Origin of the sequence: Nonomuraea maritima, from assembly GCF_900100395.1 — a bacterium.
Classification (GTDB): domain Bacteria; phylum Actinomycetota; class Actinomycetes; order Streptosporangiales; family Streptosporangiaceae; genus Nonomuraea; species Nonomuraea maritima.
Window position 1 is genome coordinate 729,404 of sequence record NZ_FNFB01000001.1, and the last position, 22,771, is coordinate 752,174.

Below are 22,771 nucleotides of genomic sequence, written 5' to 3' on the forward strand. Positions count from 1 at the left end.
TGCGTCAATGAATCCACCCGGGCGAGAACTCCGTACAAGCTCTGCGACAGCCACGAGAAAGGGCACACCTACTATTATGTGCCCATGACGGCAAAAATACCCGCCGTCGGCGAGAAAGCGAGATCCGGCACATGGAAAACGCCTGACTACGTCGCCGGACGCGCTACCGCCAAGGGTGGCGAGGCGTCGAAGGCCGTCTTCACCGACGAGAGGGACCGGGTCGAGATCTGCGTCCGTGAACGCACCCGCGTCCGCGTCCCGGACGAGCGTTGCGAGGACGACGACCGCGGCGTCGAGTGGTACTACCTGCTGCTCAGCCGCCGGGTCCCGGCCATGGGCGACCGGAGCACGGACGGCTCGTTCCATGTGCCGGAGCTCTCCGAGACCTACAGGGCGCGGACCCGCGGCGGCGAGGCGAGCAAGGTCGCCATCCGCCAGGAGGACACCACGGACCAGAACGACTCGGGAACCACGTACCGGTACGACACCGACGACGGCACCCGCTCGACGACCCGGCAGCGCCACACCACGAGGATCGGCAAGAAGTCCCGCTAGGAGAAGGCGCGCTGGAGCGCCGCGACCCGGGCCTCCTTGGCCCGTACGCTGAGCGCGGCGCCCGGCACCATCAGGTTCTCCCGAGGGGACTTCGTCGCCTTCAGGCGACGGGGAACCGGGAGCGGGAGGGCCGCCAAGGCCCGAGCGTGCAGTGACCTGCCTGGTCTGCGCATCAGAGATCTCCGTTCGTCGCGCATGAGATGGGCAGCCCTGTTATAAGGATCGTGTGGCTCGGCACGTGCGCACTTCCCCCGGTGCGGCGTATGACTTCGGGTACCACGTGGTGTGGTGCCCGAAGTACGGCTGCCCGGTCCTTGGCGGCCATGTGAAGGACCGCCTGGAGGAGTTGATCCGTGCCAGGGCCGACGAGCATGGTTGGGAGATCGTGGCGCTTGAGGTGATGCCGGGCCACGTGCATCTGTTCGTCAACACCGACCCGACGAACTCGCCCTCGTGCGTGGCCGACCCGTTCAAGGGCTTCACCTCCCACCACCTGCGTGCCGAGTTCGGCGACCTGCGTTCCCGACTGCCCACGCTGTGGTCACGGTCCTGCTTCGTGGCCATGGTCGGCGCGGTGTCGGCCGAGGCGGTGCAGCGCTACATCGAGACCAGGTACGAGCGGCCCCATGGCGGTGGCCGTGCGTAGATCGTTGAAGTTCTTGCTGCGCCCCACGAGCAAGCAGGCCGCGGCGCTGGCGGCGTGCCTGGAGGACCACCGCACGTTGTACAACGCTGCGCTGGAGCACCGCCGCACCGCCTACGCCAAGGCGGCTGTGAGCGTCCGGTACGGCGAGCAGTCGGCCGAGCTGAAGCACATCCGTGCCGACGACGCCGGCGGGCAGGGCCGGTGGTCGTTCTCGTCCCAGCAGGCCACGCTGCGCCGCCTCGACAAGGCGTTCCGCGCGTTCTTCGACCGGGTCAAGGCCGGGCGTACGCCTGGCTTCCCGCGGTTCAAGGGCCGGGGCTGGTTCGACAGCGTGGAATGGCCGAAGGACGGCGACGGCTGCCGGTGGGACTCCCAGCCCGAGCACCCCACCGCGACCTACGTCCGGTTGCAGGGCATCGGGCACGTCCGGGTGCATCAGCACCGACCGGTCAAAGGCCGGGTGAAAACGATCAGCGTGAAGCGGGAAGGCAGCCGCTGGTACGTGGTCCTGTCGTGTGATGACGTGCCCGTCGAGCCGCTGTCCGCCACGGGCGCGGTGGCCGGGATCGACCTGGGCGTGGCCTGGCTCGTCACCACATCCGACGGGGAGCACGTCGCCAACCCTCGCCACCTAGCCGTCACCGCCGAACGTCTCGCGACTGCGCAGCGGGACCTCGCCCGTAAGAAGCGGGGCTCCGATCGGCGGCGTAAGGCCGTGGCCCGCGTCGCGGCGCTGCACGCCAAGGTGCGCCGCCAGCGGCTCGACCACGCGCACAAGGCCGCGCTCGCCCTGGTCCACGCCTACGACGTGATCGTGCACGAGGAGCTGCGGATCGCGAGCATGACCCGCAGCGCGTCCGGCACGATCGAGGCACCCGGCCGCAACGTCTCCGCCAAGGCCGGTCTCAACCGTTCGATCCTGGATGCGGGTTGGGGGGTGTTCCTGACGGTCCTCGCGCACAAGGCTGAAAGCGCCGGTCGAGAGCTGATCGCGGTGAACCCCGCCAACACCTCCCGCACGTGTGCCCGATGCGGCCACGGCGCGAAGGAGAACCGCCTCACCCAGGCCGAGTTCGCCTGCACGGCGTGCGGGCATGCCGCGCACGCCGACGTGAACGCGGCGGTCAACATCCTCAGGGCAGGGCTTGCCCTTCGCCAGGCTGCGGAAGCGGCTTAGCGAGAAGCCGCTACCTTCAGGCAGCGGAGGAGTCACGATGTCGAAACCGTGGAACGCCCCCGGGTACAGGTGGAACTCGGTCGAGACCCCCGCCTGCGCCAGCCGCAACGCGTAGTCGGCGCACTCGTCCCGGAACACCTCCAGCTCCCCCACGTCCACGAACGCCGGGGGCAGGCCCGACAGGTCCCAGACCACGGCGTCGGCGAACGCCCGGCTCGACGGTGTGCTGTCGCGGTCGTCGAGCATCGGGCAGATCAGCAGCTGGAAGGCGACCTCCGGGCCGCCCCTGTCGCGCGCCAGCAGCACGGTCGCTGCCGCCAGCCCGCCGCCCGCGCTGGCCCCGCCCATCGCGAGGCGCTCGGGGTCGATGCCGAGCTCGGCCGCGTTCCCCGCGGTCCAGGCGAGGCCGGCGTAGCAGTCCTCGACCGGCGCGGGATACGGGTGTTCCGGCGCGAGCCGGTAGTCGACCGACACGGCGACGAGGCCGAGCCGCTCCACCAGCTCGACGAGCATCGCGTCGTCCATCTCGGGCGCGCCGATGACCATGCCGCCGCCGTGGATCCAGTAGAGCCCCGGGCGGACGTCGTCCTCGCCCTGCGGCCGGTAGGTGCGCAGCCGGACGTCGGGGCCGCCCTCGGGGCCGGGCACCATGCGGTCCTCGATCATCACGGAGGTGTCCGGCCGCGGCATCGCGGCCGTCAGGGCGGCGATCTGCTCGCGCATCACGGCCAGCCGCTCGTTCGTCAGGGCTGACGCGCCGCCGGTGATCATCGGTGACTGCTCGATCGCGGCGCGGAGTTCGGGGTCGAGATTGGGGTGGAGCACCAGCTGTTCCCTTCCACGAGAAAGGCTCGGGGGTTGCCTGCTCGATCCTCGGACGCGCAGCCACCACGGGCAACCGCCGCGCGGGCGCGGGCTCTGAGGTGGGGCGCGGTGCTTGACCACGTCGGGAGGGGGTCGGCGTGAGTGGGCCGAGAAGGCATGGGCATTCTGGGATCATGTGCCATTCCACCGACAGCAGGCCGCCCGCCCCGCCCGTGCAGGGCAAGGTGGCCTCTCACGAGCAGATCGAGCTGACCGCGGCCGACGGCAACCGCTTCCTCGCCTACCGAGCCGTGCCCGAGCAGCCGAACGGCCGCGCCATGGTGATCCTGCCGGACATCCGCGGCCTGCACCCGTACTACCGCGACCTGGCGGTCCGGTTCGCCGAGGCGGGGTTCCACGCCATCGCCATCGACTACTTCGGTCGCTCCGCCGGCATCGGTGACCGCAGCGACGACTTCGCGTTCATGCCGCACGTCGAGCAGCTCACCACCGACCACGTGCGGGCCGACGCGAGGGCAGCCACCGAGGCGCTGGCCGAGGTCGGGCCCGTGTTCATCGTCGGCTTCTGCCTGGGCGGCGCCCACGCGGTGCGGCAGGCGTCCGAGAGCGGCGGCAACGGCCTGGCGGGCGGCATCGGCTTCTACCCGACGCTCCGCTTCGTCGACGACCCGTCCTCCGGGCCCGGCGCGCCGGTGCTCATGCTGCGCGGCGGGGCCGACACGGCCACGACGCCGGAACGGTTCGCCGCGTTCGAGGCGAAGCTCGACGAGTACGGCACCGCGCACGAGGCCGTGGTGTTCGAGGGCGCGCCGCACTCGTTCTTCGACCGCTCCTACGGCGAGTGGGCGGAGACGTGCCAGGCCGCCTGGCAGAAGATCCTCGACTTCACCGAGCGCCCCGCGTAAGCACGTTTGGCGGCGGGGGACGGCGGTTATCGGGTGTGACATGACATCTCCCACCCGATTTGCCGTCTCCCTGCCGCAGCAGGTCGCCGACGGCGCGTTCGACCCTGACGCCTTCCGCGCCTACCTGGCCCGCGTGGAGGAGCTCGGTTTCCACAGCGCGTGGACGCGCGAGATGGCGCTCTCGCCGTCCCCGCTGCTCGGGCCGCTCGAGGTCATGACGTACGCGGCGGCCTGCACCGAGCGGCTGCGCATCGGCTGTGCCGTGTTCGTCAGCGTCCTGCACCAGCCGGTGCAGCTGGCCAAGAGCCTCATGACGCTCGACCAGCTCAGCCGGGGCCGGCTGGAGGTCGGCTTCGGGCTCGGCGGGCGCGATCACCTGTCCTCGTTCGGGATTCCGTCCGAGGGGTTCGTGGCGCGGTTCGTGGAGGGTCTCGAGCTGATGAAGTCCTGCTGGACGCAGCCGCGCGTGTCGTTCAATGGCCGGTTCTTCCAGGTCGAGGGGGGCATGGAGCCCAAGCCGTACCAGAAGCCGCATCCGCCCGTCTGGATCGGCGGCCACCGTCCGGCGGCGATCCGGCGCGCGGTCCGGCACGGCGACGGGTTCGTCGGCGCCGGGGCGGCGACCACGCCGGCGTTCGCCGAGCAGGTCCGCGTCCTCAAGGCCGAGCTGGAGCAGGCAGGACGTGATCCGGAGACGTTCGGGGTCGCCAAGCGCGTCTACGTGTCCGTCGGCGAGCGCGACCGGATCGGCGACGAGCTCCGCCGCATCTACGGGACCGCCGACTCGGCCGTCGCCGGCTCGCCGGACGAGTGCGTCCATGGCCTGCGCGAGGTGATCGAGGCGGGCGCCGACCTCGTCCTGCTCGACCCGATGACCGACGAGGCCGAGCAACTCGAACGCCTGGCCGAGGAGGTACTCCCCGCTCTGTCCTAGGATCTTCCGCGAAAGCAGAGGAGACAGCATGTCCTACCCCCCGCAGCGCTACTTCGGCGAGCACGGCGAGCACAGCGGCGTGTACCGGTCCGCGGTCCAGGAGCCCGAGCTCGTCTACCGCAGCGGCACCGACGTCCACTACCTCGCCACCGGCGGCACGACCGGCGGCGCGTACGGGCTCTACCGGTGGGAGATGGGCCCGAACCCGTCCGGTCCCAGCGCCCACTTCCACCGCACGATGACGGAGTCCTTCTACGTCCTGTCCGGCACGATCCGCCTCTACGACGGCGTCCGATGGGTCGACGGGCGGCCGGGCGACTTCCTGTTCGTGCCCGAGGGCGGCGTGCACGCCTTCCGCAACGAGTCGGGTGAGCCCGCGTCGATGCTGATCCTCTTCACGCCGGGCGCGCCCAGGGAGGCGTACTTCGAGGAGCTCGCCGACATCGCCGCCACCGGCAGGGCCCTCACGCCGGAGGAGTGGACGGAGCTGTACCGCCGGCACGACCAGTACATGGTCTGACGCGGCGCTGCGCGGCGCCGAGCGACGAAGCCCTTACTGTGAGCGACAGAGATCATCACAGCCAAGGAGACACGGTGCACGTCAGACAATCCGCCGTCACCGGCCTGCTCGCGTGCGCGGCGCTGGGCGGCCTGCTCACCGCCCCGCCCGCCGGGGCCCTCCAGATGCACGACTTCACCGTCGACGGGGTGGCCATCCGGTCGGAGCCGCGCGCCGGGGCCGCGCCGAACGGGCTCGGCAACCCCGGCGACGGGTTCGAGCCGAACCGGTCGGCGGAGCACGAGCTCTACCGCTGCGACGAGCGCTTCGACAGCACGCTGTGGTACCACGGGCGCAACGCGACGACCGGCGTCGTCGGCTGGGTGCCCGCCTGCCACCTCATCGACCCCGACTGACGGTCAGATGCCGGCCGTGACGGGGTCGGGGCGGCGCGGCTCAGGCTCGGGCCCGTCCTCCTCGTCCTCCTCGTGACCCTCGACCGACAGGTTCGGCAGGATCCGGTCGAGCCAGCGCGGGCACCACCAGTTGGCCCGCCCCAGCAGCACCATGGTGGCGGGCACGAGGAAGCCCCGGATGATCGTGGCGTCCACCGCGACCGCGACCGCGAGCCCCACGCCGAACGTCTTCACCATCGAGTCGGGGTAGGCGATGAACGCCGTGAACACCGCCACCATGATCAACGCCGCCGACGTGATGACCCGGCCCGTCGAGCCGAGCCCCTCGGCCACCGCGCGCGCGTTGTCCCCGTGCCGCAGGTACGACTGCCGCACCGCCGTCAGCAGGAACACCTCGTAGTCCATCGACAGCCCGAACAGCACCGCGAACAGCATCAGCGGCACGTAGCTCTCGATCGGCACCGAGAAGAAGATCTGCTGCAGGTACGACGAGCTGACCGGCGGGTCCATCCCCACGAGCCGGGTGCCCAGCCCCAGCGAGAACACCAGAGCCAGCGCGCCGAACGCGGCCCCGAGCGACACCAGGTTCATCACCGCGGCCTTGATCGCGACCAGCGGCGCCCGGAAGGCCAGCAGCAGGAGCAGGGCGCTGAGCAGCACCACCACGCCGATGACGAGCGGGGTGCGTTCGGCCATGCGGTCGCCGGCATCGGTCAGGCCGGCGACCTTGCCGCCCACGTGCACCTGCACGCCGGGCAGCTGGAGTGCCCTGACGTCCCTGACCACCTCGGCGGTGCGCTCGTCGCTGGGCGCGTACGCGGGGACGACCTGCAGCAGCACCGACCGGCCGTCCTCGTTGACCTTCGGTTCGCTGACGTGCGCGACGCCGTCGACGTCCTCCACCTCGCGGGTGAGGTCCTTGACCAGGCGGTCGTCGGCGTCCGCGACCTTCTCCTGCAGGACGCCGACCACGATGAGCGGGCCGTTGGAGCCCGGCCCGAAGCCGGTGGCCATCAGCTCGTACGCGCGCCGCGGCTCCGAGCCCTGCGCGCCGTACCCCTCGTCGATGGAGCCCAGCTGGAGCGACAGGGCGGGCGCGGCGAGCGCGCCCAGCACCACGACGCTGCCGATCAGCACCCACCACGGACGGCGGGCCACCCACGACCCGAGCCCCGCCCACCCGGTGCCCGCGCCGCCGGAACCCCGCAGGAACGGCACCCGGAGCGCGTTGACGCGGTGGCCGAGCAGCCCGAGCAGGGCCGGGACGAGCGTGATCGAGGTGAGCACGGCCGCGACGACCGAGATGCCGGTGACCCAGCCGAGCGTCGCCAGCAGGGGGAAACCGGCCAGCAGCAGGGCACTCAGCGCGATGATCACCGTGCCGCCCGCGAAGACGACCGCCCCGCCGGAGGAGGCCACGGTCCGGCGGACGGACTCCACGACCGGCACCCCCTCGGCGAGCAGGCGGCGATGCCGGGACAGCAGGAACAGCGCGTAGTCGATGCCCACGCCGAGGCCGATCATCGTGGCCATGATCCCGGCCTGCTTGGGCATGTCCACGACCCAGCCGAGCAGGCCGATCACGCCGAGTCCCGAGGCCACGCTGACCAGCGCGGCGAAGATCGGAACAGTCGCGGCCACCAGCGTCCCGAACGCGAACACCAGCACCAGCAGCGCGCAGATCACGCCGACGATCTCGCTCGGCCCGGTCTTGATCTCCTTGTTGGCGGGGTTGGAGCTGTCGGCGGGCACGACCTCCAGCCCGGCCTCGCGGGCCGGGTCGGCGGCCTTGGACAGGTCCTGCGTGATCGTGCCGATCGCGTCGGGGTCGTGGCCCTCCAGACGGACGCTGATCAGCCCGATCTGCAGGTTGGAGGAGATACCGCCCATGCGGAACGGCGTGTCGGCCTCGACGACGTGCGGCATCGTGCGCAGCCGGTCGACCGCGTTCTCGACGGCCTCCTTGCGGTCGTCCTCGAGCAGCGACCCGCCGGGCGAGTACACGAGCAGCTGCACCGTTCCGCCCGCCTCGTAGCCGGACCCGAAGCCGGTCTTCATGAGGTCGTGGGCGCGCTGCGCGTCGGTGCCGGGGATGCTGGCGTCGCTACTGGTCGGGCTGGGGAAGGCCAGGCTCGCGCCCATCAGCGCGGCGGCGGCGAGCACCCAGGTCACGAGGACGATCCAGCCGTGCCGCGCGCACCAACCGCCCAGCCGTCCCAGTAACCGCGTCATCGTTCAGTCCTCACTCGACGGCTGTCCTGTACGGTCGTACCGGAATACGATAAAGCCGAAATTCCGTAAGGCCGTCTCCCGCAGTGATCTGAGACGATGACCACAGCCGACGACACCCGCACCCGGATCCTGGAAGCCGCCCGCGAGCTGTTCGCCGAACACGGCTACGCGGGCACCTCCCTGGCCGACATAGCGTCCGCCGTCGGCCTCACCAAGACCGCGGTCGCCTACCGCTTCCACCCGAAGGACCGGCCGGCCGCCGAACTGCTGTCCCCGGCCGCCGACGACATGCTGCGTCTGCTCGACATTGACGGGCCCCGCTACCGCCTGGCGGCCGGGTGACGCTGCCTGGCCGGCGCGGTGCCGGGGCGCGGGTGGGCCTGCTCCTGGCGCTGTCTGCGGCGGCGGGCCAGGAGCCAGATGACGCCCATGACGATGAGTCCGATCGGCGTACGGGTCAGGCGGCGGGCCAGGAGCAGTCTGAGGAAGTTCAGCATGTGACCCAACTGCCCGGCCGCAAAGACCGCACGCATCAGCGACGCGGTGCCGCCTGACGGTGGCCCGCGCATCGCATGGCGGCGCTCGATCAGGATGGGGTACGGAAAGGTCGATAAACCGTCAGCCGCCGGGGAGGTGGCCGGGGGTGCCGCTGACGTCGGTGGGGTCGGGGTCGGGTTCCTCGCCAGGGCCGGGGCCCGACTGGGGGGCGACGCCGACGGTGATGACGACGGCGGCGCCCGGTCTGGCGCAGGTGCCGCCCGCGACGCTCTGGCTCAGGATCGTGCCGATGCGCGACTCGTCCTCGACGGGTCTCGGGCGCGTCCGTACGGTGAAGCCGTCGGCGGTCAGGGCCGCGCGGCCGTCCTGTTCCGATCGGCCCACCACCCCGGGGACGTCCGTCCCGTGGCGGGAGAGCGTGAGGGCGACCGCGCTGCCGCCGGACACCCTGGCGCCCGCCTTGGGGTCGGACGAGATCACCTGGCCGTTGGGACGTTCCGAGCACGTACGGCTCACGCCACCGGCCTTGAGCCCGGCCTCGGCCAGCGCCGACTCGGCGGCCTTGCGCGGCATGCCGGCCACCTCGGGCACCGGCACCCCCGCCGACACCCGCAGCGCGACCTTGCTGCCCTGGGCGACCATGGTGCCGGAGGCGGGTTCGCTGCCGAGGACCCGTCCGATCGGCTCGCGGGAGTCGACGTCGGAGACCTGGCCGAGCACCAGCCCCGCCCGGCGGACGGCTCTGGCGGCCTCGTTCCGGTTCAGCCCGGTCAGCTCCGGGATCGCGACGGTCACCGGCGGCCGCGGCACCGGGCGTCCGGAGGGCTCACGGGGCGGCGGTTCCTCGTTGCGCGTGGGGGTCATGGACGGTTCATCCGACGGGGACGGCTCCTTCGTCGCCGGTCGCGACACGGGCGACTCGGACACCGAGGGCGCCGAAGACCCGGCCGCCCGCGCCACGGGCGTCGGGTCGTCGCGGGTCAGCTGCGGGACGAGCACGGCGACCAGCACACCCGCCGTCACCAGCAGAGCCACACACACGGCGACCGCCGCCGTCGGCCACCTCTTCACCCCCCGCTCCGCCGTTCCCACCGCATCGCCCGGAGAACCGGAGCGGAAGGCCCCAGCACCTCCCGGAGGCCCGGCGCTCACGTCCCGCGCATCCCCCGGAGGCTCGGCGCGAAAGGCTCCGGGGCCGCTTCGAGGTCCGCTGCGGAACGCGTCGAAAGGCCCGGTGTCCGGGCCGCTCGCGCCCTCCTCCCCCGCCTGCCACCCCTCGCCTGGACCGGCCGGTCCAGGCACCGCGAACGGGCCGGGGTCCGAGGGGTGGGGGTCGGGGGCCGGTGGTTCCGAGGTCGCGTCCTGGGTCGGGGGCGCGAGGTGGTAGCTGCCCGGTGTGCCGGTTTCCTCTGGTTGGGCCAGGGGGTGAGCGGGGTCCGGGTCGACGTCCGCCGAGCGTTGCTCGGGGACCAAGGGCGGCGCGCGCAGGATGTGGGGCGGGGGCGAGCGCAGGACCTCCGCGGGTATGTCGCCGGTCGACTCCCCCAGCAGCTCGAACAGCAGCTCCCTGCTGCTGGGCCGGTTGCGCGCGTCCTTGTCCAGGCAGGACTCGACCAGCGTCCGCAGCCGTCCGTCGAGGCGGCCAAGCTCGGGCGGCGCGGTCAGGATGCGGTGCAGCACCGGCGCCACGGAGTCCTGCCCGAACGGCGCCGAGGCGTTGGCCGCGAAGCACATCGTCGCGCCCCACGAGAACACGTCCGCCGCCCCCGTGACCGCCGACGCGGTGATCTGCTCGGGCGCCATGTACGCGGGCGTGCCCACCCCCCGGCCGCTCACCGTGGCGGCCGCGTCCAGCGCCTTGGCCAGCCCGAAGTCGATCACCCGCGGTCCGTCCGAGCCGAGCAGCACGTTCTGCGGCTTGAAGTCGCGGTGCACGATCCCGGCCCGGTGGATGGCCACGAGCGCCGTGGCGGTGCTGACGGCGAGCCGTTCCAGCGCGCCGCCGCGCCGCGGCCCGGCGAGCGCGACCTCCCGCTGGAGGGAGGGCCCGTCGACGTACTCGCTCACGATGTACGGCCGGCCGTCGTCGAACCCGGCGTCGATCACCTGGGCCGTGCAGAACCTCGCCACGTGCTTGGCCAGCTCCACCTCCCGCAGGAAGACACCCCGTTCGTCCCCGACGGGCCCGTGCAGCAGCTTGACCGCGTACGTCTCGCCGCCCCGCGAACCGAGGTACACCGTGCCTTGGCCGCCCTCACCCAGGCGTCCGGAGAGCGCGTACTCCCCGAGCTGTAGCGGGTCCCCCGTCCTGAGCGGCTGTGCCCTTGGCACGGGAGCGCCTCCCCTCGCCGCCACCCTTTCCGTCCTCTACTGAAGGCAACCGGACGGGAACAGTCAACGGTGCTCAGCGCAATCGCTGCCTGACCGTGACACAGCGGCGTCAGCCGGCGGCGAAGGGTGTACCCGGATACGTCACTTGTTCCTCACCTGGACGTGTCACCTTGCTGACCACCAGGTGCGGACCACGGTCAGGGACGACGCTCGACTGCTCCGCCGCGCCTCTCTTCCACCCGTGCGGTACGGCTCCGTGCGCCTCGCGCAGCAGGAGCAGGATCCCGGCCAGCACGACGACCACCACGACGACGGCGGTCGACCTGGCCGTCCGCCGCAGGGACGCCCCCGTCTGCGGAGAACGCGCCGGGGGAACGTTCAGCGGCCGTTCGCGACCGGTGACGGCGGGGAAGCTCGTCGTCGGATCGGGATCGGTGACCACCGGCGGCTCGTCCTTGAGCACTTCGGCGGCCTGAGGTGAGACGGCGACCGTCGCGTCCGGGTCCTCCGCCTCGCCGGACCGCCCGGCGTTCGTCGCCTCATGACCGCCGGACTCATCCGCGGCGTCAGGCTCGGGACTGCCGGCGGACGAGCCGGTGTCGACGCCGGTGTCAAAACCGGTGTCGAAGCCGACGTCGAAGGGCGCGGTCGCATCGGGGTCCGCCCGCACGGCGGAGTCCTCGGCGGGCGGCACGGAGGGGGCCGGGGCGCCGACGGCGGCCATGACGCCCGAGGTCAGCACGTCCGAGCCGATCCTGTCCTGGCCCAGCAGCAGGCGCAGCACCCCCTCCGCGTCCGGCCGGTCGGCCGGCGCGGGGGCCAGGCACGCGTCCACGATCTCCCGCAGCCTTCCGGTCAGCGTGCCGAGGTCCGGCTTGCCGTACAGGACGCGGGCCAGCACCTCCTGGTACGTGCCCCCCGCGTACGCGTTCCGCCCCGTGGCCGTGAACACCATGGTCAGACCCCACGCCCACAGGTCGGTCGCCGGCCCTGAGGGCTCGTTCCTGATGCGTTCCGGCGCCATGTACGCGGGCGTCCCCATCTTCAGGTGCCCGGTGGAGGCGGTGGAGTCCATGAGCCGGGACACACCGAAGTCGATCACCCGGGGGCCGTCCAGCCCGAGGAGCACGTTGCCCGGCTTGAAGTCGCGGTGCACCACCCCGGCCCGGTGGATCGCCCCGAGCGCGGTCGCGGTGCCGATGGCGAGCCGGTCGAGCGAGCCGCCCCGGCGCGGCCCCGCGGTGAGGACGTGCTGGCGCAGCGACGGACCCTCCACGTACTCGCTGACCAGGTACGGACGGTCGCCGTCGAGGTCGGCGTCGAGAAGCTGGGCCGTGCAGAACGCCGCGACCCGGCGCACCGCCTCGACCTCGCGCAGGAAGCGGCGGCGCACGTCGGCGTCGCCGGACAGACTGGCGTGCAGAAGTTTGACGGCGACCTGGGCGCCCTGGGGTGACTCGCCGAGATAGACGATGCCCTGGCCACCTTGGCCAAGCCTGCGGGTCAACCGGTACGCCCCGAGTGCCTGCGGGTCATCGACTCTAAGCTCGGACATATACCACCATTATGCATCAAATCCCACCATTCCGGGCACTGGTCGACGAGCTCCCCCAGGGCGATAACCTCGTCCCGTGCTGCAAAGGATCGCCGCGACCCGCTACGTGACCCCGTTGCGGGAGGGCGGCTCGCTGCCGGGCGTCGTCGAGGCCGACGACCTCGGCACGTACGTGGTGAAGTTCCGCGAGGCGGGTCAGGGGCGGCGAGTGCTGGTCGCCGAGATCATCGCGGCCGAGCTGGGCCGCCGTCTCGGCCTGCGCACCCCCGAGCTCAAGCTCATCGACCTCGACCCGCAGCTCGGCGTCCGCGAGCCGGACGAAGAGGTGCAAGACCTGCTCAAGGGAAGCTCGGGGCTCAACCTGGCGGTCGACTTCCTGCCCGGCGCGCTCGGGTTCGACCCGCTGGCCTGGGCGGCCGACCCGCGCTTCGCCGCGCGGGTCGTGTGGTTCGACGGCCTCATCCACAACATCGACCGCAGCTGGCGCAACCCCAACCTGCTGGTCTGGCACGGCGACACGTGGCTGATCGACCACGGCGCCGCACTCTGGTTCCACCACAACTGGCGGACCGCCGACCCGCAACGACCGTTCGACGCGAGCGACCACGTGCTCGCGCCGTACGCGGGCGACGTGACCGAGGCGGGGGCCGAGCTGGCCGGGCAGATCACCCGCGAGCTGCTGGAGTCGGTGACGGCGCTGGTGCCCGACGAGTGGCTGGACGGCGAGGCCGGCTTCGCCTCGCCGGACGAGGTGCGTGAAGCGTACGTCGACCACCTGCTGCGCCGGGCGCACGGCCCTCGCGCGTGGCTCGTACGCGACGAGCAGGAACGTGCCCCGAAGACGGGCCCAGGATCGGTCGGCGAGTTCTGGCGGGGAGGCCCTCGATGACCCGCGACGTCTACGAGTACGCGGTGATCCGCGTCGTGCCCAAGGTCGAGCGCGGTGAGCTGATCAACGCGGGCGTGCTGCTCTACTGCCAGCCGCGCGACTACCTGTGCGCCCGCGTCGGGCTCGACCCGGTCCGGCTGCGCGCCCTCGACCCGCACGCCGACGTCGACGCCGTCTGCAGGGCGCTGGAGGCGTACGAGCTCGCCTGCGGCGAGCGGTCAGGCCCGCTCGCGGGCGAGCCGCTCGGCGGCAGGTTCCGCTGGCTGACCGCGCCGCGCAGCACGATCGTGCAGACGGGCCCGGTGCACGCGGGCCTCACCACCGACCCCGACACCGAGCTGGCCCGCCTCTTCGACAAGCTCGTACGCGTCTAGCTCAGAACAGCACCGACATGAACGTGTCGACCTCGTGGAAGCCCACCTTGCGGTAGACCGCGCGCGCCGAGGCGTTGAAGTCGTTGACGTAGAGCGTCACCACGGGGGCGAAACACCCCAGCGTGGCCTCGACGACGGCGGCCATCCCGGCCACGGCGTGCCCGCGGCCCCGCAGTTCAGGATCGACCCAGACGCCCTGGATCTGGCAGGCCTGCGGGGTGACGGCCCCGACCTCGGCCTTGAACACCACCCGCCCGTCGTCGATGCGCGCGTAGGAGCGTCCGATGCGGATCAGCTCGGCCACCCGCGCCCGGTAGAGGGCGCCGCCGTCACCGAGGTTGGGCGAGACGCCGACCTCTTCGGTGAACATGGCCACGCACGCCGGCAGCAGGATGTCGAACTCCTCCGGCCGCACCCGCCGTACCAGCGGGTCGGCCGCCACTGCCGACTTGCTCGTCGTCGCCATGACGGGCTGCGCCCGTCGGATGGCGCGGGCGCGGCCCCAGTGCGGCTCCAGCCGCTCCCACAGCAGCGAGACGGCCTCGACCGGCCCCACGATGGACGAGCAGCGCCGCCCCTGACGCCGGGCACGGTCGGCGAAAGCATGCACGGCCTCGGGGCCCGCGTTGACCGGCACCATGTTGGCCCCGGCGTAGCAGAGTGACACGAGGCCACCGCGCGGCCCGAACCCCCACATCTGCCCGCCCAGCCTTGCCGGGTTGAGTCCGACCGCCCGCACCCGCGAGGCAACGAAGACGTTCGCGACCGGGTCGCTGTCCAGGAGAGCGAGGACCTCGTCCCGGTCGTTGTCGTCGAGCACGCGCGACGCCGATGTACGCAGCATCACACGGTCAGACTACGCGAAGGGTTACCGATTGGCTCATCTAGCGCTGCCCTCGGTAACCCTTTCTTGACGTCATCTCCCGATGAGCGGGCCCACCACCCCCACGATGCCGAGCGCGTCCGGCGTGGCGGGCGCCGTGGGCCCGGTGGGCCCGGTGGGCGCGGTGGCCGCGCGGTGGCGTTCCGCCGACCTGTGCGCGCCGTGCTGCGGGTCCGCCTGCGGGGTGGGCGACGCGGCGCAGCGGGCCGAGCGCTGCGGCAGGCTGCCGTCCCTCAGGTACGCCGCCAGGTGCCGGTCGACGCACCGGTTGCCGGACAGCGACACCCCGTGGTTGCCGCCGGCGTCCAGCACCATGCGCGCGCGGGGGAACTGCTCGGCCATCGTCAGCGCCCCCCGGTACGGGGTGGCGGCGTCGTGGCGCGACTGCAGGATGAGGAACGGAGGCAGCTTCGGCGACGCCTTCACCTCGACGGGCGTGCCGCCGCGCGCCGGCCAGAACGCGCACGGCGCGTTGTACCAGGCGTTCGGCCAGGTCATGAACGGCGCCTCGCGGTGCATCCTGGTCATGTCGGTCCGCCACGTGGCCCAGTCGCGCGGCCAGCGGGCGTCACGGCACTGCACGCTCAGGTAGACGGCGTAGCCGTTCTCCTCCTTGGCGTCGGTCCTGCCGTGCTTGTTGAACGCGGCGACCAGCCCGTCCACGTCACCGTGCCGCACGTACGACGACCAGGCCCTGGCGAACTCCGGCCAGACCTTGTCGGTGTAGCCCGCGAAGGTGAAGGTGTCGTCGAGCTCGCTCGGCCCGACGACGCCGCCCGCGGGGCGGGTGCGCAGCCGGTCGCGCAGGGCGTAGTAGGCGAACGACGTCTCCTCCTGGGTCCTGCCGAGCCGGTAGACCGAGTTGTTCCTGGCGACCCAGGCGAGGAACTGCCGGTGACGGCGCTCGAAGGCGAGGTTCTGGCGCAGGTTGGAGTCGTACCAGACGGCCGTCGGGTCGACGGAGCTGTCCATCACCAGCCGCTTGACCCGCTGCGGGAAGAGCGTGGCGTAGACGGCTCCGAGGTAGGTGCCGTACGAGTAGCCGAGGTAGCTGATCTGCGCCTCGCCGAGCGCGGCGCGGATGCGGTCCATGTCGCGGGCGCTGTTCTCGGTGGTCATGTACGGCAGCAGCCACGACCAGTGGTTGCCGCACTGGGTGGCGTACTGCCGGGCCCGGTCGAGCAGGATGCGCTCCTGGGCCGCGTTGCGCGGCACCGCGTCGACCCGCGGCGCCCGGTAGTAGACCTCCGGGTCGACGCAGCGGACCGCGGGCTCACTGGCGCCCACGCCGCGCGGGTCGAAGCCGACGATGTCGTAGCGCGCGCTCACGTCGGCCGGCAGCGACGTGGCGACGTACCGGGTCAGCTCGCGCCCCGAGGCGCCCGGGCCGCCCGGGTTGAGCAGCAGCGTGCCGAGGTGGTTCGCATCCCTGGACACCCTGGCCCTGACCCGGTTGATCGCGATCTCGATCTGGTGCCCCATGGGCTCGCGGTAGTCGAGCGGCACGCGTACCGTCGCGCATTCGAGATCGTCCGGCGCTTCCCTCCCGTCGGTCGCGGGGCAGGGCCCCCAGCTCACCGTGGACGACGCCGCTCTGCCGCCTGCCACCGCCGTCCCGTTCGCACTGCCGACCCCGGCGACGAGCACCGCCAATCCGGCGACAACTCCAACTAGCCGCTTCACCCGGCCCCCTTCCTGTCATAGGCCCTGCGATGCTGCCGTGAGCAACCGGGCGGTGACGCTGGGTATGGGGAAATGCTTGCCATTCCGTAATGGGCCCATGGCGGCCCGCACCCACGGTCAGGCGCGCTGCGCCGTGTGGTACAGCGCCTTGACGGCGTCGCCGAAGTACGGGCCGTACATCGTGCGGCGGTCGTCGCTGTACTTGAAGCTGCTCAGCGAGGTGATGACGCCTCTGCCGGTCGCCGGGTCGAACCTGGTCATCCAGGGCCCGCCGCTGGAGCCGGCCGTCATGGTGCACCCCAGGCCCTGGTCGCGGGTCTGACCGTGCGGGTCGCCCTTGACCCGGCCCGCGCAGTAGACGAGCCGCGAGCCGTCGTACGGCGGATCGGCGGGGTAGCCGAAGCCGAACACCTGGCCGCCGCGCGGGGCGTTGAACGCGATCTCCTGGGCCCCTACGACGTCGGCGACGTGCCTGCCGCGCGAGGTGTTCAGTACGACCATGCCGACGTCGTAGTCGTCGTCGCCGCCACGCGACCAGGGGCCGGCGACGAACATGCGCCGGGCGGTGTACCTGCCGTACGGCTGCGTGTCGGCCGAGCCGTAACCGGGCACGAACGTCCAGTTGGCGGCCCACTCGCCGGCGCCGTCCTTGACGCAGTGGCCGGCGGTGACGACGACGTCGCGGCTGGCGCCCTTGATGGTGCTGGCCGAGCAGACGAAGTCGGTGCCGCCCACGGTGAGGAACACCCGGCCGGTGGTCCTGGCCACCAGCCCGCCGGTCATCCAGCGCGAGCCGGCGGTGGTCGCGTCGGGCCGTGCCGGCGCCCCGCGGTCGGCCGCCCGCTGCCTCGTCGGCACCGGGCCGCCGGCGTCACGCCCGGACAGACCGTGCAGGACGCCGACCGGCCGGCCGGTGAGTCCGCCGAACAGGCCGCGTTCGCCCGCGAGGAGGTCGAGCAGGTCGACGGGCACGGCCTTGGCCATGCGCTCAGGCGTCCAGTAGTCGAGCACGCGCCGCTGGTCGCCGGCCGTGCGGGCGGCGACGTGCTCGACGACCTCGTGCCGGGCCGCGGTGTGGTGCCGGGTGGGTGCGGAGACGGCCGCGACGGCCGGTCGTTCCGTCTGCTGCGGGCCCGGAGCCGCGCCGACCAGCGCGGGTCCGATGAACCCCGCGAGGAGCGGGACGGCCGCAAGCAGGGGGGTGCTCAGGGTCATGCCCCCCGAGTGTGCACCACGTCATGTGTCCTTGTGACTACTTTGAGTAAAAGCATCAGAGTGCGCCGGCGTTCTGTGCCGACTGGTAGACGGACTGCGCCTCATTCCCGAAATAGGGGCCGAACATCCAGTTGGGGGCGAAGTTGTATTTGAAACTGTTGACGGAATTCTGCGTGCCGAGGCCGGTCGACTCGTTGACGTTCAGCAACCAGGGGCCGCCGCTCGACCCGCCGGTCATGTCGCAGGTCAGGCCGAGGTCGTCGCTCGTGAAGGGGTCGTCGAACGTACGGCCGCCGCAGTAGATCAGCCGCGCGCCGTCGTAGGGCGGGGCCGCGGGGTAGCCGAAGGCGTGCATCTGCCGGCCGCGCGGCTGGTTGAAGGCCACGCCCTGGCCGCCGACCACGTCGGTCAGCGCCTTGCCGTCCAGCGGCGCGACGACGGCGGCGGCGACGTCGAAGTTGATGTCCTCGCGGGCGTTCCACTGCTGCGTGGTGAGCAGCCGGGTGGCGGCCCAGGTGCCGTACGGCCGGTTGCCGTTCGCGTAGCCCGGCACGAACACCCAGTTCGTGTGGAAGGCGCCGTTCATCTTCACGCAGTGCCCCGCGGTCATGACCACGCTCTTGTTGGCGCTGGTCACCGCCGTGCCGGAGCACGACGCGTTGCGTCCCTGCGTGGTGAAGAAGATGCGGCCCGTGGTCCGCGCCACCGCGCCGCCGCGGGTCCAGGCCGCGCCCGAGCTGGTGCGGGCGGCGCGCGTCTCCATGCCGCCGCGGCCGGCGCTGGGTGGAGCGGTCCACGGCGAGCCCTTCGCGGGCTCCTCGGCCGACAGTCCCGCGCTCTGCCTGGGCGTCGGCGCGTCCAGCGGCTCGGCCGTCTTCATCCGGTTCGCCGTCCAGTACGTCATGACCTGCCGCCGCTCCGCGGAGGTGTCGGCGGCGGCGTGCTGGACGGGCTTGGGCCGCTCCGGCGGCGCGGACGCCTGGGCACCGCCGGACGGGAACAGGACGGCGCCGCCGGCGGCGAGCACGGCGAAGGAAAGCAGGGTGACGTTGCGCGGCATTACGTACCTCCCGAAACTGGACACGAGCTTGGAAGGTAGCGGCCCCAATATCCTGATTTCTCAAGATTTGCGCATTCAGATATAGCGGCATTCCGGCATTAATTGACCGAGTTCTCTCCCGTCACAGGGGAACGGCAATTCCCGCGACATGGGCGGCCCGGTGCCCGAGCGCCCCACCGAGCGGGGACAATGGACGGGTGCATGAAGAGACCCTCCGCTCCGTGGTCGTGCTCGGCTCCACCGGCTCCGTCGGCACGCAGGCCCTCGACGTCATCACCGCCAACCCCGAGGGGTTCCGGGTCGTGGGGCTGGCCGCAGGGGGCGGCAAGGTCGACCTGCTCGCCCGGCAGGCAGCCGACGTCGGCGCGGAGGTCGTGGCGGTCGCCGACCCCGCGGCCGTGCCCGCGCTGAAGGAGGCGCTGACCGCGCACGGCGCCAAGCCCGAGGTCCTGGCCGGTCCCGAAGGCGTCGCCGAGGTGGCCGGGCGGCCGTGCGACATCGTGCTCAACGGCATCACCGGCGCACTCGGCCTGACCTCCACGCTGGTCGCGCTGGAGGCCGGCCGCACGCTCGCGCTGGCCAACAAGGAGTCCCTGATCATCGGCGGCCCGCTGGTGAAGCGGCTGGCCAAGCCCGGCCAGATCCTCCCCGTCGACTCCGAGCACTCCGCGGTGCAGCAGTGCCTGTGGGCCTCCGGGCCGGGCGGCTACGACCCTTCATCCGTCAAGCAGCTGGTGATCACCGCGAGCGGCGGGCCGTTCCGCGGCATGAAACGCGCCGAGATGACCGACGTCACCCCCGAGATGGCGCTGGCCCATCCCACCTGGTCGATGGGGCCGGTCATCACGATCAACTCCGCCACCCTGGTCAACAAGGGGCTCGAGGTGATCGAGGCGCACCTGCTGTTCGACCTCGGCTTCGACCGCATCGAGGTCGTCGTCCACCCGCAGTCGATCATCCACTCCATGGTCGAGTACATCGACGGCTCGACGATCGCCCAGGCCAGCCCGCCCGACATGCGGCTGCCGATCGCGCTCGCCCTCGGCCACCCCCACCGCATCCCCGGCGCCGCCCGGCCGATCGACTGGAGCAAGGCCCACACCTGGACGTTCGAACCCCTCGACGACGCGGCCTTCCCGGCCGTCGCGCTCGCCAGGCACGTCGGCGGCGAGGGCGGCACCGCGCCCGCCGTCTACAACGCCGCCAACGAGGTCTGCCTCGACGCGTTCGTCCGGGGCGAGCTCCCGTTCCTCGGCATCGTCGACACGGTGGCCGAGGTCGTCGAGGAACACCAGGTGACCCCCGCGGAAACCGTCGAAGAAGTCCTGGCGGCCGACGCCTGGGCGCGTGCCAGAGCGGCCGAGCTGACCGCCGCGCACTCCCGCTAGCTGCCTACACTGAACAGCGTCGTCACAGTAAGGGTTGAAATGTCTTCTGTAGCTCTCGGCATCCCGGCGGTCCGTCCCAAGCCTCTGGCCGAACGCCGCCACTCCCGCCAGATCATGGTGGGCAGCGTGCCCGTGGGCGGTGACGCGCCCGTCTCCGTCCAGTCGATGACGACGACCGTGACCGCCGACGTCAACGCCACCCTGCAGCAGATCGCCGAGCTCACGGCGTCCGGCTGCCAGATCGTGCGGGTGGCCGTGCCGTCGCAGGACGACGCCGACGCGCTCCCCATCATCGCGAAGAAGTCGCAGATCCCGGTCATCGCCGACATCCACTTCCAGCCGAAGTACGTCTTCGCCGCCATCGAGGCCGGCTGCGCGGCCGTCCGGGTCAACCCGGGCAACATCAAGAAGTTCGATGACAAGGTCGGCGAGATCGCCAAGGCCGCGGCCGAGCACGGCGTGCCGATCCGCATCGGCGTCAACGCCGGCTCGCTCGACCCCCGCCTGCTCCAGAAGTACGGCAAGGCCACGCCCGAGGCGCTCGTCGAGTCGGCCCTGTGGGAGTGCTCGCTGTTCGAGGAGCACGGCTTCCGCGACATCAAGATCTCGGTCAAGCACAACGACCCGGTCGTGATGATCAACGCCTACCGCCTGCTGGCCCAGCAGTGCGACTACCCGCTGCACCTCGGCGTCACCGAGGCGGGCCCGGCCTTCCAGGGCACCATCAAGAGCTCGGTGGCGTTCGGCGCGCTGCTCGCCGAGGGCATCGGCGACACGATCCGGGTCTCCCTGTCGGCCCCGCCGGTCGAAGAGGTCAAGGTCGGCACCCAGATCCTCGAGTCGCTGGGGCTGCGCGAGCGCGGCCTCGAGATCGTCTCCTGCCCGTCGTGCGGGCGGGCGCAGGTCGACGTCTACACCCTGGCCGACCAGGTCCACGCGGGCCTGGAGGGGCTCAAGGTGCCGCTGCGGGTGGCCGTCATGGGCTGCGTCGTCAACGGCCCCGGTGAGGCGCGCGAGGCCGACCTCGGCGTGGCCTCCGGCAACGGCAAGGGCCAGATCTTCGTCAAGGGCGAGGTCATCAAGACCGTACCCGAGTCGCAGATCGTCGAGACCCTCATCGAGGAGGCCCTGCGGCTCGCCGAGGAGATGGGCGTCGAGGTCGACCTCGACGACGACACCGCCTCCGGGCCGGTCGTCACGGTCAGCTGAACACAGCAAGAGGGCGTGATCACCGCGATCACGCCCTCTTGTCACGTCCGCTTACAGCGGCAGCCCGGTCAGCACCATGACCTTCTCGTACGTCATGTCCTCCATGGCCGAGTGCAGGCCCTCACGTCCGATGCCCGAGTCCTTGACCCCGCCGTACGGCATCTGGTCGGCCCGGTACGACGGCACGTCACCGATGATCACTCCGCCGACCTCGAGCTCGCGGTTCGCCCGGAAGGCGGCGTCGAGGGAACGCGTGAACACCCCGGCCTGCAGCCCGTACCTCGAGTCGTTGACCATCGCGTACGCCTCGTCGATCGAGGCGGCCCGCTGCAGGATCATGACCGGCCCGAACACCTCCTCGCAGGCGACCTTGGCGTCGCGCGGCACGCCGGCGAGCACGGTCGGCGCGACGGTGGCGCCCTCCCTGGTGCCGCCGGCCAGCACCTCGGCCCCGGCCTCGACGGCCTCGCGCACCCACTGCTCGACCCGTTCGGCCGCGGCCTCCGAGACCAGCGGGCCCACCTGCGTCTTCTCGTCGGACGGGTCGCCGGTGACGAGCGCCGCGACCGCGGGAAGCAGGCGCTCGACGAACGCGTCGTGGACGGCGTCCTCCACGATCACCCGCTGCACCGCGATGCAGCTCTGGCCGGCCTGGTAGTTGGAGTAGAGCGCGATGCGCTGGGCCGCCCAGTCGAGGTCGGCGTCGGCCAGCACGACGGCCGCCGCGTTGCCGCCCAGTTCCAGCGTCACGTGCTTGCGCGGCACCTGGTCGGCGATGGCGTACCCGACGGGCCCTGAGCCGGTGAACGACACGACCGGCAGCCGCGGGTCGAGCACCAGGCCGGAGGCGCGCTCGTTCTCGACGGGCAGGACGGAGAACATGCCGGCCGGCAGGTCGGTCTCGGCCATGATCTCGCCCAGCAGCAGCGACGACAGCGGCGTGGCGGGAGCCGGCTTGACCACGATGGGCGCGCCGACCGCGATGGCCGGGGCCACCTTGTGCGCGACCAGGTTCAGCGGGAAGTTGAACGGGGTGATCGCCAGCACGGGCCCGTACGGCACGCGGGAGACGTACGCCAGCCGCCCGTTCGCCGCGGGCTCGGTGTCGAGCCGCTGCACCCCGCCCGACCAGCGGCGGGTCTCCTCGGCGGCGAAGCGGAACGTGGAGACGGCGCGGCCCACCTCGCCGCGCGCCCACACGATCGGCTTGCCGTTCTCGGCGGTGATCAACTGGGCGAACTCCTCGGCCCGTTCAGCGATCCGGCGCGAGATGTGGGCCAGGGCCTCCGCGCGCACGTGCACGGGCAGCGCGGCGGCCTGCCCGGCCACCGCGTGGGCGGCCGCCACGGCCTCCTCCACCTGGGCGTCGGTCGGCACGGAGTACCGGCCGATCTCGCGGCCGTCATGCGGGTTGGTGACAGTCAACTCGGTCTTCCCGGTCGCGGGGCGGCCGGCCAGCCAGAAGGTACGCACGTCCATGTCTTGACGTTATGCCAG

At 71.9% G+C, this 22,771-nt stretch carries 23 protein-coding genes and 1 pseudogene; 13 read left to right on the top strand and 11 right to left on the bottom strand.

The features are described 5' to 3' along the window. The first annotated feature begins 84 nt into the window (after positions 1-84). Entirely contained in the window at positions 85-555 is a 471-nt protein-coding gene (locus tag BLR04_RS03405; RefSeq protein ID WP_090759376.1) for a hypothetical protein, read from the top strand. Here BLR04_RS03405 and BLR04_RS40440 read toward each other — a convergent pair. Next, positions 552-692, bottom strand: coding sequence for a hypothetical protein (locus BLR04_RS40440; protein WP_176902909.1), 141 nt, complete (start codon positions 690-692; stop codon positions 552-554). The genes BLR04_RS03405 and BLR04_RS40440 overlap by 4 nt on opposite strands. A gap of 101 nt (positions 693-793) precedes the next feature. Here BLR04_RS40440 and tnpA point away from each other — a divergent pair, with 101 nt between their 5' ends. Together tnpA and BLR04_RS03415 are read left to right on the top strand one after the other, a co-directional pair. Further along, positions 794-1,201 (top strand): IS200/IS605 family transposase, encoded by a 408-nt coding sequence (tnpA, locus tag BLR04_RS03410; protein WP_090759378.1) that lies wholly within the window; start codon positions 794-796, stop codon positions 1,199-1,201. Beyond that, the gene (locus BLR04_RS03415; protein WP_245739990.1) at positions 1,194-2,378 is read left to right on the top strand and encodes an RNA-guided endonuclease InsQ/TnpB family protein; all 1,185 of its coding nucleotides are present in this window, start codon (positions 1,194-1,196) and stop codon (positions 2,376-2,378) included. Before tnpA ends, BLR04_RS03415 begins: the two co-directional genes overlap by 8 nt. Before the next feature lie 102 nt (positions 2,379-2,480). Here BLR04_RS03415 and BLR04_RS41590 read toward each other — a convergent pair. Beyond that, positions 2,481-2,924: pseudogene (locus BLR04_RS41590) on the bottom strand (alpha/beta hydrolase fold domain-containing protein); the annotation flags it as partial. On the opposite strand from BLR04_RS41590, the gene BLR04_RS41595 reads away from it, so the two are divergent. The 5 genes from BLR04_RS41595 (at position 2,820) to BLR04_RS03440 (ending at position 5,957) form a co-directional block, all read left to right on the top strand. Beyond that, entirely contained in the window at positions 2,820-3,131 is a 312-nt protein-coding gene (locus tag BLR04_RS41595; RefSeq protein ID WP_245740005.1) for a hypothetical protein, read from the top strand. The pseudogene BLR04_RS41590 and the gene BLR04_RS41595 overlap by 105 nt on opposite strands. A 245-nt stretch (positions 3,132-3,376) precedes the next feature. Beyond that, positions 3,377-4,108 carry a dienelactone hydrolase family protein gene (locus BLR04_RS03425; RefSeq protein WP_090759380.1) on the top strand — a complete coding sequence of 244 codons (732 nt, stop codon included), beginning with the start codon at positions 3,377-3,379 and terminating at the stop codon, positions 4,106-4,108. A gap of 40 nt (positions 4,109-4,148) precedes the next feature. Beyond that, a complete protein-coding gene (locus BLR04_RS03430) occupies positions 4,149-5,042 on the top strand; it encodes an LLM class flavin-dependent oxidoreductase (RefSeq protein WP_090759381.1) in 894 nt (297 codons plus the stop codon). Positions 5,043-5,070: 28 nt separating this feature from the next. Continuing rightward, entirely contained in the window at positions 5,071-5,562 is a 492-nt protein-coding gene (locus BLR04_RS03435) for a cupin domain-containing protein (RefSeq protein WP_090759382.1), read from the top strand. A 74-nt stretch (positions 5,563-5,636) separates the two neighbouring features. Continuing rightward, entirely contained in the window at positions 5,637-5,957 is a 321-nt protein-coding gene (locus BLR04_RS03440; protein WP_090759384.1) for a hypothetical protein, read from the top strand. A 3-nt stretch (positions 5,958-5,960) separates the two neighbouring features. Here the strand turns inward: BLR04_RS03440 and BLR04_RS03445 are convergent, their stop codons facing one another. Beyond that, positions 5,961-8,189, bottom strand: a complete 2,229-nt coding sequence (locus tag BLR04_RS03445) for an MMPL family transporter (protein ID WP_090759386.1) — start codon at positions 8,187-8,189, stop codon at positions 5,961-5,963. Between the two features lie 96 nt (positions 8,190-8,285). On the opposite strand from BLR04_RS03445, the gene BLR04_RS03450 reads away from it, so the two are divergent. Further along, on the top strand, positions 8,286-8,531 hold the full coding sequence (locus BLR04_RS03450; protein WP_245739991.1) for a TetR family transcriptional regulator: 246 nt from the start codon (positions 8,286-8,288) through the stop codon (positions 8,529-8,531). Here BLR04_RS03450 and BLR04_RS39510 read toward each other — a convergent pair. The 3 genes from BLR04_RS39510 to BLR04_RS03460 all read right to left on the bottom strand — a co-directional run bounded on the left by BLR04_RS39510 (position 8,510) and on the right by BLR04_RS03460 (position 12,573). Next, a complete protein-coding gene (locus BLR04_RS39510; protein WP_143021944.1) occupies positions 8,510-8,722 on the bottom strand; it encodes a DUF6203 family protein in 213 nt (70 codons plus the stop codon). The two genes, BLR04_RS03450 and BLR04_RS39510, sit on opposite strands and share 22 nt — an antisense overlap. An 85-nt stretch (positions 8,723-8,807) precedes the next feature. Beyond that, complete coding sequence (locus BLR04_RS03455; protein WP_090759388.1) at positions 8,808-11,018, bottom strand: serine/threonine-protein kinase; 2,211 nt, start codon at positions 11,016-11,018, stop codon at positions 8,808-8,810. Between the two features lie 109 nt (positions 11,019-11,127). Continuing rightward, the gene (locus tag BLR04_RS03460; protein ID WP_090759390.1) at positions 11,128-12,573 is read right to left on the bottom strand and encodes a serine/threonine-protein kinase; all 1,446 of its coding nucleotides are present in this window, start codon (positions 12,571-12,573) and stop codon (positions 11,128-11,130) included. A 76-nt stretch (positions 12,574-12,649) separates the two neighbouring features. Between BLR04_RS03460 and BLR04_RS03465 the strand changes: the two genes are divergently transcribed. Next, positions 12,650-13,462 carry a HipA family kinase gene (locus BLR04_RS03465; RefSeq protein ID WP_090759392.1) on the top strand — a complete coding sequence of 271 codons (813 nt, stop codon included), beginning with the start codon at positions 12,650-12,652 and terminating at the stop codon, positions 13,460-13,462. After that, positions 13,459-13,836: a DUF3037 domain-containing protein gene (locus tag BLR04_RS03470; RefSeq protein WP_090759394.1), complete on the top strand. Its 378-nt coding sequence runs from the start codon at positions 13,459-13,461 to the stop codon at positions 13,834-13,836. Before BLR04_RS03465 ends, BLR04_RS03470 begins: the two co-directional genes overlap by 4 nt. A gap of 1 nt (position 13,837) precedes the next feature. Here BLR04_RS03470 and BLR04_RS03475 read toward each other — a convergent pair whose 3' ends face one another. From BLR04_RS03475 to BLR04_RS03490, 4 genes are all read right to left on the bottom strand, one after another. Continuing rightward, positions 13,838-14,680, bottom strand: a complete 843-nt coding sequence (locus BLR04_RS03475; protein WP_090759579.1) for a GNAT family N-acetyltransferase — start codon at positions 14,678-14,680, stop codon at positions 13,838-13,840. A gap of 72 nt (positions 14,681-14,752) precedes the next feature. Continuing rightward, the gene (locus BLR04_RS03480; RefSeq protein WP_090759396.1) at positions 14,753-16,402 is read right to left on the bottom strand and encodes an alpha/beta hydrolase; all 1,650 of its coding nucleotides are present in this window, start codon (positions 16,400-16,402) and stop codon (positions 14,753-14,755) included. A gap of 117 nt (positions 16,403-16,519) precedes the next feature. Then, complete coding sequence (locus BLR04_RS03485) at positions 16,520-17,617, bottom strand: trypsin-like serine peptidase (RefSeq protein WP_143021945.1); 1,098 nt, start codon at positions 17,615-17,617, stop codon at positions 16,520-16,522. Between the two features lie 55 nt (positions 17,618-17,672). Further along, the gene (locus tag BLR04_RS03490) at positions 17,673-18,677 is read right to left on the bottom strand and encodes a trypsin-like serine peptidase (protein ID WP_090759398.1); all 1,005 of its coding nucleotides are present in this window, start codon (positions 18,675-18,677) and stop codon (positions 17,673-17,675) included. 197 nt (positions 18,678-18,874) lie between these two features. Between BLR04_RS03490 and dxr the strand changes: the two genes are divergently transcribed. Together dxr and ispG are read left to right on the top strand one after the other, a co-directional pair. Next, positions 18,875-20,065 (top strand): 1-deoxy-D-xylulose-5-phosphate reductoisomerase, encoded by a 1,191-nt coding sequence (dxr, locus tag BLR04_RS03495; protein WP_090759400.1) that lies wholly within the window; start codon positions 18,875-18,877, stop codon positions 20,063-20,065. A 39-nt stretch (positions 20,066-20,104) separates the two neighbouring features. Beyond that, a complete protein-coding gene (gene ispG, locus BLR04_RS03500; protein ID WP_090759402.1) occupies positions 20,105-21,274 on the top strand; it encodes a flavodoxin-dependent (E)-4-hydroxy-3-methylbut-2-enyl-diphosphate synthase in 1,170 nt (389 codons plus the stop codon). 51 nt (positions 21,275-21,325) lie between these two features. Here the strand turns inward: ispG and BLR04_RS03505 are convergent, their stop codons facing one another. Continuing rightward, complete coding sequence (locus BLR04_RS03505) at positions 21,326-22,753, bottom strand: aldehyde dehydrogenase family protein (RefSeq protein WP_090759404.1); 1,428 nt, start codon at positions 22,751-22,753, stop codon at positions 21,326-21,328. Positions 22,754-22,771: the final 18 nt, after the last annotated feature.

What these genes read in the sequence shown, in the direction of transcription:
- BLR04_RS03425 (WP_090759380.1), top strand. Translation starts at nt 3,377, where the DNA reads ATGTGCCATTCCACCGACAGCAGGCCGCCCGCCCCGCCCGTGCAGGGC.
- BLR04_RS03490 (WP_090759398.1), bottom strand. Translation starts at nt 18,677, where the DNA reads ATGCCGCGCAACGTCACCCTGCTTTCCTTCGCCGTGCTCGCCGCCGGC.
- BLR04_RS03405 (WP_090759376.1), top strand. Translation starts at nt 85, where the DNA reads ATGACGGCAAAAATACCCGCCGTCGGCGAGAAAGCGAGATCCGGCACA.
- BLR04_RS39510 (WP_143021944.1), bottom strand. Translation starts at nt 8,722, where the DNA reads ATGCGTGCGGTCTTTGCGGCCGGGCAGTTGGGTCACATGCTGAACTTC.
- BLR04_RS03460 (WP_090759390.1), bottom strand. Translation starts at nt 12,573, where the DNA reads ATGTCCGAGCTTAGAGTCGATGACCCGCAGGCACTCGGGGCGTACCGG.
- ispG (WP_090759402.1), top strand. Translation starts at nt 20,105, where the DNA reads ATGTCTTCTGTAGCTCTCGGCATCCCGGCGGTCCGTCCCAAGCCTCTG.
- BLR04_RS03485 (WP_143021945.1), bottom strand. Translation starts at nt 17,617, where the DNA reads ATGACCCTGAGCACCCCCCTGCTTGCGGCCGTCCCGCTCCTCGCGGGG.
- BLR04_RS03445 (WP_090759386.1), bottom strand. Translation starts at nt 8,189, where the DNA reads ATGACGCGGTTACTGGGACGGCTGGGCGGTTGGTGCGCGCGGCACGGC.
- BLR04_RS03505 (WP_090759404.1), bottom strand. Translation starts at nt 22,753, where the DNA reads ATGGACGTGCGTACCTTCTGGCTGGCCGGCCGCCCCGCGACCGGGAAG.
- BLR04_RS03450 (WP_245739991.1), top strand. Translation starts at nt 8,286, where the DNA reads ATGACCACAGCCGACGACACCCGCACCCGGATCCTGGAAGCCGCCCGC.
- BLR04_RS03430 (WP_090759381.1), top strand. Translation starts at nt 4,149, where the DNA reads ATGACATCTCCCACCCGATTTGCCGTCTCCCTGCCGCAGCAGGTCGCC.
- BLR04_RS03470 (WP_090759394.1), top strand. Translation starts at nt 13,459, where the DNA reads ATGACCCGCGACGTCTACGAGTACGCGGTGATCCGCGTCGTGCCCAAG.
- BLR04_RS03435 (WP_090759382.1), top strand. Translation starts at nt 5,071, where the DNA reads ATGTCCTACCCCCCGCAGCGCTACTTCGGCGAGCACGGCGAGCACAGC.
- BLR04_RS03475 (WP_090759579.1), bottom strand. Translation starts at nt 14,680, where the DNA reads ATGCTGCGTACATCGGCGTCGCGCGTGCTCGACGACAACGACCGGGAC.